Source organism: Pseudomonas mandelii (genome assembly GCF_002251635.1).
Taxonomy (GTDB): Bacteria; Pseudomonadota; Gammaproteobacteria; order Pseudomonadales; family Pseudomonadaceae; genus Aquipseudomonas; species Aquipseudomonas mandelii_B.
On sequence record NZ_NMOJ01000175.1, the window covers coordinates 1 to 11,980 of the forward strand.

An 11,980-nucleotide genomic window follows, 5' to 3' on the forward strand; every position below is an offset into this window, starting at 1 on the left:
CTCTCNTANGGCCGGCTTGCTGGCGATGGCGCTCTTGAAATCGCCATCGCCAGCAAGCCGGCTCCTACAAATCATGAATTTCGGAAACAAAAACGGAGCGTTCGCACGCTCCGTTCTTCGTTCAAGGCGACATTACTTGCCGACTTGCTTTTCCTTGATTTCCGCCAGGGTCTTGCAGTCAACACACATGTCGGCGGTAGGGCGGGCTTCCAGTCGCTTGACGCCGATCTCGACGCCGCAGGANTCGCACCAGCCGTATTCTTCGTCCTTGATCAGTTGCAGCGTCTTGTCGATTTTCTTGATCAGCTTGCGCTCGCGATCACGGGCGCGCAGTTCGAGGGCGAACTCTTCTTCCTGGCTGGCACGGTCGGCCGGGTCAGGAAAGTTGGCTGCTTCGTCCTTCATATGGTCAACGGTGCGGTCAACCTCCTGCATCAAGTCCTGTTTCCACTTGTTGAGGATTTTGGTGAAGTGCTCGCGCATGGGCTTGCCCATGTACTCCTCGCCCTTTACTTCTTTGTAGGGTTCGAAGCCGCTGATCGACTGGTTTTGCTGCTTTGCTTGGGTGGGCATGAAATGGACCGCCTCTACTCTTGTAATCCATTGCGCAGGATTGCAACGTCACCGACACCTGCCGGCCCTGCGGCTGCAAGCGGGCGAACTTACCAGATCAAATCAGACCGCGCTACTCCCGGATGTCGAGGTAGTGGCCCGAAGGGCTTGCAAATGATTGCAAAGCCTTGTCTGGTGGCGTTGGAGACCTGATCAATTATTGATTTTAGTCAAACCTGAGGTACACGCTTGAGTCGTTTACGGCCAGGGTTATAACGCGTCTGACCGCTTTAGGTTCTCGCTCGTTCCAACGCTTGGGTAGAATCGATTTTTTTCTCCGTTGTAAGGAAGGCTAATGGCTCAGTCCTACAGTGCCCGCAGTCGCGCNATCGAACCTTTTCATGTCATGGCGTTGCTGGCGCGAGCCAATGAGCTGCANGCAGCCGGTCATGATGTCATCCACCTGGAAATCGGCGAGCCGGATTTCACCACGGCCGAACCTATCATCCAGGCCGGCCAGGCTGCACTGACGGCGGGGAAGACCCGTTACACCGCTGCGCGTGGTATTCCCGAGTTGCGTGAGGCCATTTCGGGCTTTTATCAGCAGCGTTACGGGTTGAACATCGACCCGCAGCGAATCCTCATCACGCCTGGCGGTTCCGGCGCCCTGTTACTGGCCAGCGCCTTGCTNGTNGACCCAGGCAAGCACTGGCTGCTGGCGGACCCGGGTTACCCGTGCAACCGGCACTTTTTGCGGCTGGTGGAAGGTGCGGCGCAACTGGTGCCGGTCGGCCCGGACGTGCGCTATCAGCTGACGCCGGACCTGGTGGCGCGCCATTGGGACCAAGACAGCGTCGGCGCCTTGGTGGCCTCGCCCGCCAACCCGACCGGGACCATCCTGACCCGCGACGAACTGGCGGGCTTGTCGGTTGCGATCAAGGANCGACACGGGCATCTGGTGGTGGACGAGATTTATCACGGCCTCACTTACGGCACTGACGCCGCCAGTGTGCTGGAAGTCGACGACGGCGCNTTCGTCCTTAATAGTTTTTCCAAGTATTTCGGCATGACCGGGTGGCGGCTGGGATGGCTGGTCGCCCCTGAAGCGGCAGTCGGTGAGCTGGAAAAACTCGCGCAAAACCTCTACATCAGCGCCCCGAGCATGGCCCAGCACGCCGCACTGGCCTGCTTCGAACCGCAAACCCTGAGCATTCTGGAAGAGCGCCGCGCCGAATTTGGTCGTCGTCGGGATTTCCTGTTGCCGGCCCTGCGAGAACTGGGATTCGGGATCGCCGTCGAGCCGGAAGGCGCGTTCTACTTGTATGCCGATATCAGCGCGTTCGGCGGCGATGCCTTCGCGTTTTGCCGCCATTTCCTCGAAACTGANCATGTGGCAATTACCCCTGGCCTGGACTTTGGACGCTATCAGGCCGGGCATCATGTGCGTTTTGCCTACACCCAAAGCCTGCCGCGCCTTGAAGAAGCGGTCGAACGGATCGCGCGTGGATTGCGGAGCTGGCAAGGCTGATGCGCTTTCATCCTCCCCTCGAAGAAGGGCGGCTGATTCGCCGCTACAAGCGCTTTCTCACGGATATCGAAACCGTTACCGGCGAGTTGTTGACTATTCACTGCCCGAACACAGGCTCGATGCTCAATTGCATGGTGGAGGGCGGCCAGGTCTGGTTCAGTCGTTCCGACGACCCCAAGCGCAAGTTGCCCGGCACCTGGGAAATCGGCGAAACCCCGCAAGGGCGGTTGTTTTGCGTGAACACCGGGCGGGCCAACGGGTTGATCGAAGAGGCGCTGCGGGCGGGCGTGATTACCGAACTGAACGGTTTTACCGAGTTGAAACGCGAAGTGGCCTACGGGCAGGAAAGCAGCCGCATCGATTTTCGCCTCGATTACCCGAGCGGCCCGGCTTATGTGGAAGTCAAAAGCGTCACTTTGGGCTTCGATGGCTCGGCGGTGGCGGCCTTCCCCGATGCGGTGACGCAACGGGGCGCCAAGCATCTGCGCGAGTTGGCGCATTTGGCTCGGGACGGAATTCGTGCGGTGCAGTTGTATTGCGTCAATCTCACCGGCATCGACGCCGTGCGTCCGGCAGAAGAGATCGATTCGGCCTACGCCGCAGCCTTGCGTGAGGCGGTGTCGTGCGGGGTTGAGGTGTTGGCCTATGGCGTGCACTTGACCCACGAAGAAATGGTGGTTGATCGGCGTATGGATGTGTTGCTCAACGGTTAAAGACTGATCCAGATTCCTTGTTCGTCTTCGCGGCAAGCAACGGGGGTTAGGGATTGCCCGGCGCACGGGCCGGCGACGCATTCGCCGTCTTCGATCAGGAACAGCGCGCCATGGGTCGCGCACTGGATCAGGCTGGCGCTGGCGTCGAGGAAGTGGTCNGGTTTCCATTCCAGCCCGACACCCCGGTGGGGGCAGCGATTGATGTAGACGTACACTTGGCCGCCTCGGCGCACGGCAAAAAGTTTCTGACTGTCGACGTCGAATCCGCGACTGCTGTTGTCAGCCAGTTCGGCACCTGTGCAAAGCCACTTCATGTCTATCCTCAATTACGGCGGCTCGTGACCGGATATGTCCGAGCTTGACGTTCAAATGCAAACAATTATCAAATGGCCGCTTCGCCCGTGGGGTGCAGGTGCCGGATGCCGAGGATACTTGGCCTGTCATCTCGATGCCTGGGAAAACTTAAAAGGAAGCTGTTTATGCGCCTGAGTACCCGCGTTGCTGCGCTGTGTGTCGGACTCCTCGCCAGCCACCACGCCGCAGCGGCCGAGTTGCCACAGCGTTGGGTCAGTGCCGGCGGCGCTCTGTCGGAATGGGTGAGTGCGTTGGGCGGTGAGTCGAAACTGGTCGGTGTCGATACCACCAGTCAGCATCCGGCCTCGTTGAAGGCGCTGCCGAGCATCGGTTATCAGCGGCAACTGTCGGCGGAGGGCATCTTGAGCTTACGCCCGCAGATTCTGGTCGGCACCGAAGAAATGGGGCCGCCGCCGGTGCTGTCGCAGATTCGTAGTGCGGGTGTTCAGGTCGAGCTGTTCTCGGCCCAACCCGATCTGCCGACGTTACAGGGCAACCTGGCGCATCTGGGCAAATTGCTCGGCGCTGAAGACCGGGCTGCGCAGTTGCTCCAAACCTACCAGCAGCAACTCGATCAACAGAAGGTCCGGGTCACTCGTGCGCAGTTGAAGGAAAAATCGCCGGGCGTGCTGTTGCTGCTGGGCCATGCGGGCGGCAAACCGCTCATCGCCGGTAAAGACACCGCCGCCGATTGGCTGATCCAGCAGGCCGGTGGGCACAATCTGGCAACGCATACTGGCTACAAGCCCTTTTCTGTTGAGTCGCTGGTCAGCCTGGACCCCGACGTGCTGGTGTTTGCTGACCGAGCGCTGACTGGCGATGCCGCGCGCGCGGCGCTGTTCAAGGAAAACCCGATCCTGTCCTCGACCCGTGCGGCCAGGGACGGGCGCGTCATGGAGCTCGATCCGACCTTGTTGGTGGGTGGGTTGGGGCCGCGGTTGCCCGATGCGTTGAAAACGCTGTCTGATGGTTTCTTCCCCGGTAATACGGCCCAATGACCGTTCTGGTTAAACCCCGTACGTTGTTCATTGGCCTGAGCCTGCTGTGTTTAGTGGCGATCTGGTTGTCGTTGGCGCTGGGGCCGGTCAGCCTGCCTTTATTCGATACGCTGCGCGCGGCGTTGCGCATGATCGGTTTGCCCATTGCCCCCGATGGGCTGGAGCAGGCCGAGTTGATCCTCGGGCAAATCCGCCTGCCTCGAACCTTGTTGGGCCTTGCGGTGGGTGGCGTGCTGGCATTGTCCGGCGTGGCAATGCAGGGATTGTTTCGTAACCCGCTGGCTGATCCGGGGTTGGTCGGGGTGTCCAGCGGTGCTGCGCTGGGCGCCGCTATCGCGATTGTCGGTGGTTCGGTGTTTGGTGGTCTGCCTGAATCGTTCGGACCTTATCTGTTGTCGGTGTGCGCATTTCTCGGCGGGTTGGGTGTGACGGCGCTGGTGTATCGACTGGGTCGCCGTAATGGACAGACCAATGTCGCAACCATGCTCCTTGCCGGGATCGCGCTAACTGCACTGGCGGGTTCAGCGGTCGGTTTGTTCACCTATCTGGCCGACGATGCAACCTTGCGCACACTCACGTTCTGGAACCTGGGCAGCCTTAATGGCGCGAGTTATTCGCGGCTCTGGCCGTTGCTGCTGGTGAGCGCCGGTGTGGCGCTCTGGTTGCCGCGCCGGGCCAAGGCCTTGAATGCGTTGCTGCTGGGCGAATCGGAGGCCGGTCACTTGGGCATCGACGTCGAAGGACTCAAGCGCGAATTGGTGTTCTGCACTGCACTGGGGGTTGGCGCGGCCGTGGCGGCAGCGGGGATGATCGGCTTTGTCGGTCTGGTGGTGCCGCATCTGGTGCGCCTGCTGGCCGGTCCTGATCATCGGGTGCTGTTGCCGGCCTCGGTGCTGGCGGGTGCCAGTCTCCTGCTGTTTGCCGACCTGGTCGCACGGCTGGCCCTGGCGCCAGCAGAGTTGCCGATCGGGATTGTCACGGCCTTCATCGGTGCGCCGTTCTTTCTGTATTTACTGCTCAGAGGGCGTGCCTGATGTTGCGAACCCAGAGTCTGCAAATCCGCCGAGGCTCAAAGATCGTTCTGACGGACATCACGCTTGAGCTCAAGCCAGGCGAAGTCCTCGGTGTGTTGGGCCCTAACGGTGCTGGCAAAAGCACCTTGCTCGGTGCCTTGTGCGGCGAATTGAAGGCTGACCACGGCAGCGTCTGGCTCGATCAGCGCGAGTTGAGTCATTGGACCGGCGCACAGCGAGCCCAACGACTGGCGGTCTTGCCGCAGGTGTCGACCCTGGACTTCGCCTTCCGTGTCGAAGAAGTGGTCGGCATGGGCCGTTTGCCTTATCAAAGCGGGCGGGTGCGGGATGACGAGATCGTCGCCGCCGCCTTGCACGCTGCCGATGCTGGACACCTGAGTGGCCGCAGCTATCTGGCGCTGTCCGGCGGCGAGCGTCAGCGGGTGCATCTGGCGCGGGTGCTGGCGCAGCTCTGGCCGGGCGAAGCGGGTCAGACGCTGTTGCTCGATGAGCCGACCTCGATGCTCGACCCGCTGCACCAGCACACTACCCTGCAAGCAGTGCGCGAGTTCGCCGATCATGGCGCGGCGGTGCTGGTGATCCTGCATGATCTGAATCTGGCGGCGCGCTATTGTGATCGCCTTCTACTGCTCGAAGGCGGGCGGCCGGTGGCGCTGGATACCCCAGAGCAAGTCTTGCGCCCGGAACCGCTCAAAGCGGTGTTCGGGCTGGAAGTACTGGTGCAGGCGCATCCGGAACGTGGTCATCCGCTGATCATCGCCCGCTGAGAATGACATCGAGGTAAGCATGCGAGGGATTTTGCTACTGGCGGTCGTGTTGTTGAGTGCCTGCCAGCACGTTTCGGTACCGCCTCCAGTCGTCGGTGAGATTCAGGACCTGCGCAACGGCCAGGTCCTGACGCCCCAGGCGCTGGTCGAGCGACTGGCCACGCCTTCGCGGCTGATCGTCGGCGAGCAGCATGACAATTCTGATCACCATCAACTGCAATTGTGGTTACTACAGGCGTTGGGCGAACGTCGACCCCAAGGCAGTCTGCTGCTGGAAATGCTCACGCCGGATCAACAACCGCGCGTCGATGACATTCGCCGTGCCTCGACGTTGCCCGCGGATCTTCCCGGTGCGTTGAACTGGCAGTCGGGTTGGGACTGGAATCTGTACGGGCCGGTTGTGCGTTTTGTGCTGACTCAACCTTACCCGCTGCTGGCGGCCAATCTGGACAATCTTGAAGTCCGTACCGTTTATGCCAAGCCGCCGACATTAAACGGTCGGCTTTCCAATGCTCCGTCGGTCAAGGATGAGTTGCTGGCGCAGATCAACGACTCCCATTGCGGCCTGCTGCCCACCTCGCAAATGCCCGCGATGCTGGCGGTCCAGCAGCAACGTGATCGGCGGATGGCCGAGCGCTTGCTGTCGGCACCGACGCCTTCGCTGCTGTTTGCCGGCGCTTACCATGCGCGCAAGGATGTTGGCGTGCCGATCCATGTGCTCGATCTTGGCGAGCCTGAAGCACCGGCGGTGTTGATGCTGGCGGAGCAGGGTGGTGAGGTCACGTCGGCCATGGCTGATTACGTCTGGTACACGGCTGCCACGCCGGCTCAGGATTACTGTGCGCAAATGCGTAAGCAGTTCGGGAAGTAAACGGGCGACTTTTCCACAGACAAAAAAAGACCCGGCAAGAGCCGGGTCAAATAACCGTGATTAGCCTGATGAGGAGATAATCTGAGAGTCCGAACCAAGGGCTTTTCAAATATCGACCAGTCTCGCGACCAGTTGTGATAATCATAGCGATTCTCATTACCAAGTCAACCGCTGTTTTTTGATTTCTTTGAAATCCCCTGTCTTCTGGCGGGAAAGCCCCGTAATCGTTGGGCCCCAGGTGGTAATCCTGAGGTGAAACACGCCTGTTCAATTCTTATGGCGGGACGAGATGGCTTCCAATTGTTTGTTCAAGGCTTCCTTGCGCTCGGCCGGGATATCGTTCCAGTGCACATCCATCAGCGCCCCTTCAATCGCATACAGCAGNACTTTCGACGCTCGGAACCCGCGCGTNCGCACGGCCCGATAGGCATCGACCGCTCCCAGGCGACGCAAGTCGGACGCGCTGTGGATGCCCACCGCGTGCAGCCACTGNGCCGACGTCTTGCCAAGATTCTTCAGGTGTTGCAGTTCATCATTCATCAAGCCTCCTTGCGACGGCCGAACGGTGCGTGGGCGAGCCTCTCAGGAGTGTAGCCATCAGTAGGAAAAGCGTGATTGTTTGGTCGGTTTCGACGCAAAAGCTTCTAAGAGGAAGACTCAAGTAACTGCGTGAAGGTCTGCGGGAGCAGTAGGAGGAAGCGCGGAGGAATCAACTTTCCCGACAAAAAAAATCCAGCGCCCAGCGCGAAGCGGGGGCGCTGGACTTGTCAGGCAGAACGTCGTTTTTAGCGGGTGCGATAACGCAGGCGAGTACCGAAATTCATCGACATCAGGATCTCGTCAGCACTCAGTTCTGGCGGAAAGTAGGCGCCGGAGATCTGTGCGTGAGCCAGGCTCGCGCCTTCCAGGCAGGAGTTGCGGAAGTCGATGCCGCGCAAATCCGCGGAGCGAAAATAGGCGTCGGTGAAATCGACGCCATCGGCGTTCAGTTCACGCAGGTCCAGGCCACGGAAATCGCCGCCGACCATGTCGACAGAGGCATGACTGGCGCGTTCGGCATTGAAGCCTGCGATGTCGTCTTTGTGCAGCAAGGCATAAAGCGGGGTGTCGAGAAGTTTCGGCTGGCTCATGTCGCATCACCTGATGGTTTTATGACGCCAGTATAGTGCCACTATTTGGCAGCCGTGAAGCCGGCGATGGCTTCACGGCTGAAATAGTTTTTACAGGCCTGGCATTCGCTGGCGAATCTGCGCAACAACGGTGTCGAGCGTCCCGCTTTCGTTGGTCTGGACGCGTTTGCTGCAAAGAATCTCGGCAGGCGTCAGCGCTTCGCGGCTGGCTTGCTGGGCGGCGATAACGGCGAGGTTGGCGTCGGACGGATCCTTCTGGTCTGCCTGACGCAAGGCCAGCCAGCTCTCGATGACTGCCTGTGGTGCATTGCAATCGAGGATCAGGAACGGTGCCCCGGTGGCTTCGGCGATTTTCGCCGCGCCATCGCGCTGGTCGCGCTTGAGGTAAGTCGCATCGATGACCACCGGGAAACCGGCGCGCAGGATGACCGCAGCAATCTCATGCAGTCGGCTGTAGGTGGCGGCGCTCGCATCGGCACTATAAATGCCGGCCTGCGGGTCATTCGGTACGGTTTGCTCGCCGAACAGGCGCTTGCGCTCCACATCCGAGCGCAGGCGCACAGCGCCGAGTGCTTCCACCAGGCGCATGGCAACGTGGCTTTTGCCGACTGCCGATACGCCGTGGGTAATGGCGAGGAAGCGCGAAGGAATGGTGCTGTAGCTTTCCGCCAGGTTGGCGTAGTTGCGGTACTGACGCAGGGTGGTGGCGCGCTGCACCGGGTCTGCCTCGGCCGGCATGCTGAACAGGCTGACCTTGGCGCGAACCAGTGCGCGGTAGGCCTTATAGAAGTTCAGCAGCTCAAGGCCCTGATAGTCACCGGTCAGTTCCAGGTACTGGCTGATGAANCGGCGTGCCAGGGATTTGAGGCCGCGGTCTTCCAGGTCCATGGCCAGGAAGCCGGTATCGGCGTAGACGTCGGTGAAGCGAAAGGGTTCGTTGAACTCGATGCAGTCGAAGATTACGACCTTGCCGTCGATCACGGTGGCGTTGCCCAAGTGGATGTCGCCGTGGCATTCGCGGATGAAGCCTTCAGCCTTACGCTGGGCAANCAGCGGCTTGAGGCGTTCGAAGCTGCTTTCAGACCAGGCTTGCAACGCATCAAGTTGCAGCAGATCGGCCTTGTCGCTGAGGAACGGGCGGATCTGTTCGAAGTTCTGGCGTACCGGTGCCATCACGCTGTCCGGGGTGCCGGCTTCGTGTTCGCCAGGCACTTTGGGTGCAGTGAGGTGGAATTGGGCGATCTGTGCGGCCATCTCGTCGATGTGCGCGGTGGTCAACTCGCCATTGGCTTGCAGGGTGCTGAGCAACTGGCTTTGTGGGAATTGACGCATTTTCAGCGCGAAATCGACAACCGGACCTTCGCCGNTCAGTTGTGGGGCTGCTNCAGTGCCGGTGATCGGCAACACTTCGAGATACAAATCGTTGGTCAGGCGCTGGTTAAGGCGCAGCTCTTCGCCGCAGAAATGCTCGCGAGCGTCGAGGCTGGTGAAGTCGAGGAAGCCGAAATTCACTGGCTTCTTCACTTTATAAGCGAAGGGGCCCGTCAGTATGACCCAGGAAATATGGGTCTCGATGACTTGAAACGCTTCAACCGGATGCGGATACAAAGCCGGGTTTTGCAGTGCAGCGATCAGGGACTGGCTCACAGGCGATCCTTCAGAGTCTGGGGAAAATTCACGGCCGCCATTATGGCTGCAAGTCCGCCTGACGCAAACCTCGGAGGGCGCCTGTTGAGTATGAATAAAGTGCGTATAATCCGCCGCCATGACTCGTACTCGATCCCCCCGTACCCCCAAAAAACCACCTTCCAGGGGCCTGCGCCCGTGGCTGGGCTGGGCGCTCAAGCTAAGCCTGGTGGGCCTTGTCGTGCTCGCCGGCTTCGCGGTTTACCTCGACGCCGTGGTCCAGGAGAAGTTCTCCGGCAAGCGCTGGACCATCCCGGCCAAGGTGTACGCCCGCCCGCTGGAACTGTTCACCGGCCAGAAGCTGAGCAAGGATGACTTCCTCACTGAACTCGATGCCCTGGGTTACCGCCGCGAGCCCGTGAGCAACGGCCCCGGCGCTGCTGCNGTCAATGGCAACACCGTCGATTTGAACACTCGCGGCTTCCAGTTCTATGAAGGCCTGGAAAAAGCCCAGCCGGTGCGCGTGCGNTTTTCCGGCGATTACGTGGCTGACCTTTCGGCGACCAACGGTTCGAAGCTTTCCGTCGTGCGCCTGGAGCCTCTGCTGATCGGCGGCATTTACCCGAAAAACCTCGAAGATCGCATTCTGATCAAAATCGATCAGGTCCCGCCGTACCTGCTGGAAACCCTGGTCGCCGTGGAAGACCGGGATTTCTATAGCCACTGGGGCGTGTCGCCCAAGTCGATTGCTCGCGCCATCTGGGTCAACACCTCCGGCGGGAAGATGACTCAGGGTGGCAGTACGCTGACGCAACAATTGGTCAAGAACTTCTACCTGACCAACGAGCGCAGCCTGACCCGTAAGCTCACCGAAGCCATGATGGCAATGCTGCTGGAACTGCATTACAGCAAGCAGGAAATCCTTGAGGCGTACCTCAACGAGGTCTTCGTCGGTCAGGATGGCCAGCGCGCGGTGCACGGTTTCGGCCTGGCCAGCCAGTTCTTTTTCGGGCAGCCATTGTCCGAGCTGAAACTGCATCAAGTCGCCTTGCTGGTGGGGATGGTCAAGGGGCCGTCCTATTACAATCCGCGTCGCAACCCGGAGCGGGCGCTGGAGCGGCGTAATCTGGTGCTCGATGTGCTTGAGCAGCAAGGCGTCGCCACCGCCGAGCAGGTCGCAGCGGCGAAGAATATGCCACTGGGTGTGACGACGCGCGGCAAGCTGGCGGACAGTTCATTCCCGGGCTTCCTCGACCTGGTTAAACGTCAGCTGCGCGAAGACTATCGCGACGAAGACTTGACCGAAGAAGGCCTGCGGATCTTCACCAGTTTCGACCCGATTCTGCAGATGAANGCCGAAGCGTCGGTCAACGACACATTCAAGCGCCTGACCGGCCGTAAAGGCTCGGATGAAGTCGAGGCGGCGATGGTCGTGACCAACCCGGAAACCGGCGAAGTCCAGGCCATGATCGGCAGTCGACAAGCCAGTTTTGCCGGTTTCAACCGGGCGCTGGATGCGGTGCGACCGATCGGTTCGTTGATCAAGCCTGCGGTTTATCTGACAGCCCTTGAGAAACCGAGCCAGTACACGCTGACCAGTTGGCTGTCGGACGAATCCTTCTCGGTCAAAGGCGCGGACGGTCAGGTCTGGAAACCCCAGAACTACGATCGCCGTTCCCACGGTACGGTTTTCCTGTACCAGGGCCTGGCGCATTCCTACAACCTGTCGACGGCGCGTCTCGGGTTGGCGGTGGGCGTGCCGAATGTCCTGAAGACATTGGCACGCCTGGGTGTCAGTCGCGAGTTCCCGGCGTTCCCTTCGATGTTGCTGGGGGCCGGTGGTTTGACCCCGATGGAAGTGGCCACGATGTACCAGACTCTCGCCAACGGTGGTTTCAATACTCCGATGCGCGGCATTCGCAGTGTGCTGACCGCCGAAGGCGAGCCGCTCAAGCGTTATCCGTTCCAGATTGAGCAGCGTTTCGACCCAGCCTCCATTTACCTGATCCAGAGCGCCATGCAACGAGTCATGCGTGAAGGTACGGGCAGTTCGGTTTATAACGTGCTGCCGAAAACCCTGACTTTGGCGGGTAAAACCGGCACCAGTAACGACTCGCGAGACAGCTGGTTCGCCGGCTTCGGCCAGGACGTGCTGGCGGTGGTGTGGCTTGGGCGTGACGACAATGGCAAGACGCCGTTCACCGGCGCGACCGGTGCCCTGCAGGTCTGGACCAGTTTCATGCGCAAGGCCGACCCGCTGCCGCTGAACATGCCGCAGCCGGACAATATTGTTCAGGCCTGGGTCGATTCGCGGACCGGGCAAGGTTCCGAAGGCAGCTGCCCAGGTGCCGTGCAGATGCCGTATATTCGCGGCAGCGAACCGCCTCCCGGCGCCGCATGCGGTGGC

Annotated in this window: 12 protein-coding genes; 7 read left to right on the plus strand and 5 right to left on the minus strand. The window is 60.4% G+C overall.

Annotated elements, in window-relative coordinates:
• Window positions 1-132: 132 nt before the first annotated feature.
• Entirely contained in the window at window positions 133-573 is a 441-nt protein-coding gene (dksA, locus tag B7L09_RS21950; protein ID WP_094470618.1) for an RNA polymerase-binding protein DksA, read from the minus strand.
• A 334-nt stretch (window positions 574-907) separates the two neighbouring features.
• Here dksA and B7L09_RS21955 point away from each other — a divergent pair, with 334 nt between their 5' ends.
• A complete protein-coding gene (locus tag B7L09_RS21955) occupies window positions 908-2,080 on the plus strand; it encodes a pyridoxal phosphate-dependent aminotransferase (protein WP_094470619.1) in 1,173 nt (390 codons plus the stop codon).
• The gene (gene sfsA, locus B7L09_RS21960) at window positions 2,080-2,793 is read left to right on the plus strand and encodes a DNA/RNA nuclease SfsA (protein ID WP_094470620.1); all 714 of its coding nucleotides are present in this window, start codon (window positions 2,080-2,082) and stop codon (window positions 2,791-2,793) included. Before B7L09_RS21955 ends, sfsA begins: the two co-directional genes overlap by 1 nt.
• Here the strand turns inward: sfsA and B7L09_RS21965 are convergent.
• Complete coding sequence (locus B7L09_RS21965) at window positions 2,790-3,107, minus strand: Rieske (2Fe-2S) protein (protein ID WP_094470621.1); 318 nt, start codon at window positions 3,105-3,107, stop codon at window positions 2,790-2,792. The genes sfsA and B7L09_RS21965 overlap by 4 nt on opposite strands.
• Before the next feature lie 165 nt (window positions 3,108-3,272).
• On the opposite strand from B7L09_RS21965, the gene B7L09_RS21970 reads away from it, so the two are divergent.
• From B7L09_RS21970 to B7L09_RS21985, 4 genes are read left to right on the plus strand one after another with little or no spacing between them, the layout of a single operon-like run.
• Window positions 3,273-4,145 carry a heme/hemin ABC transporter substrate-binding protein gene (locus B7L09_RS21970; protein WP_094470622.1) on the plus strand — a complete coding sequence of 291 codons (873 nt, stop codon included), beginning with the start codon at window positions 3,273-3,275 and terminating at the stop codon, window positions 4,143-4,145.
• Window positions 4,142-5,179, plus strand: a complete 1,038-nt coding sequence (locus tag B7L09_RS21975; protein ID WP_094470623.1) for a FecCD family ABC transporter permease — start codon at window positions 4,142-4,144, stop codon at window positions 5,177-5,179. The genes B7L09_RS21970 and B7L09_RS21975 overlap by 4 nt, the downstream gene beginning before the upstream one ends.
• Window positions 5,179-5,946 carry a heme ABC transporter ATP-binding protein gene (locus B7L09_RS21980; RefSeq protein ID WP_094470624.1) on the plus strand — a complete coding sequence of 256 codons (768 nt, stop codon included), beginning with the start codon at window positions 5,179-5,181 and terminating at the stop codon, window positions 5,944-5,946. Before B7L09_RS21975 ends, B7L09_RS21980 begins: the two co-directional genes overlap by 1 nt.
• Window positions 5,947-5,965: 19 nt before the next feature.
• Complete coding sequence (locus tag B7L09_RS21985; RefSeq protein ID WP_094470625.1) at window positions 5,966-6,817, plus strand: ChaN family lipoprotein; 852 nt, start codon at window positions 5,966-5,968, stop codon at window positions 6,815-6,817.
• A 267-nt stretch (window positions 6,818-7,084) separates the two neighbouring features.
• Here B7L09_RS21985 and B7L09_RS21990 read toward each other — a convergent pair whose 3' ends face one another.
• From B7L09_RS21990 to B7L09_RS22000, 3 genes are all read right to left on the minus strand, one after another.
• Window positions 7,085-7,357, minus strand: coding sequence for a TfoX/Sxy family protein (locus tag B7L09_RS21990; RefSeq protein ID WP_007971093.1), 273 nt, complete (start codon window positions 7,355-7,357; stop codon window positions 7,085-7,087).
• A gap of 245 nt (window positions 7,358-7,602) precedes the next feature.
• Window positions 7,603-7,947 (minus strand): pentapeptide repeat-containing protein, encoded by a 345-nt coding sequence (locus B7L09_RS21995; protein WP_010467624.1) that lies wholly within the window; start codon window positions 7,945-7,947, stop codon window positions 7,603-7,605.
• A 90-nt stretch (window positions 7,948-8,037) separates the two neighbouring features.
• Complete coding sequence (locus tag B7L09_RS22000) at window positions 8,038-9,594, minus strand: bifunctional aminoglycoside phosphotransferase/ATP-binding protein (protein ID WP_094470626.1); 1,557 nt, start codon at window positions 9,592-9,594, stop codon at window positions 8,038-8,040.
• A 118-nt stretch (window positions 9,595-9,712) separates the two neighbouring features.
• Here B7L09_RS22000 and mrcB point away from each other — a divergent pair.
• Window positions 9,713-11,980 (plus strand): penicillin-binding protein 1B (mrcB, locus tag B7L09_RS22005; RefSeq protein ID WP_094470627.1); only part of this gene is annotated, 2,268 nt, incomplete at its 3' end.

Coding starts and splice junctions, on each gene's coding strand:
- sfsA (WP_094470620.1), top strand. CDS start 2,080: ATGCGCTTTCATCCTCCCCTCGAAGAAGGGCGGCTGATTCGCCGCTAC.
- B7L09_RS21970 (WP_094470622.1), top strand. CDS start 3,273: ATGCGCCTGAGTACCCGCGTTGCTGCGCTGTGTGTCGGACTCCTCGCC.
- B7L09_RS21975 (WP_094470623.1), top strand. CDS start 4,142: ATGACCGTTCTGGTTAAACCCCGTACGTTGTTCATTGGCCTGAGCCTG.
- B7L09_RS21980 (WP_094470624.1), top strand. CDS start 5,179: ATGTTGCGAACCCAGAGTCTGCAAATCCGCCGAGGCTCAAAGATCGTT.
- B7L09_RS21985 (WP_094470625.1), top strand. CDS start 5,966: ATGCGAGGGATTTTGCTACTGGCGGTCGTGTTGTTGAGTGCCTGCCAG.
- B7L09_RS21995 (WP_010467624.1), bottom strand. CDS start 7,947: ATGAGCCAGCCGAAACTTCTCGACACCCCGCTTTATGCCTTGCTGCAC.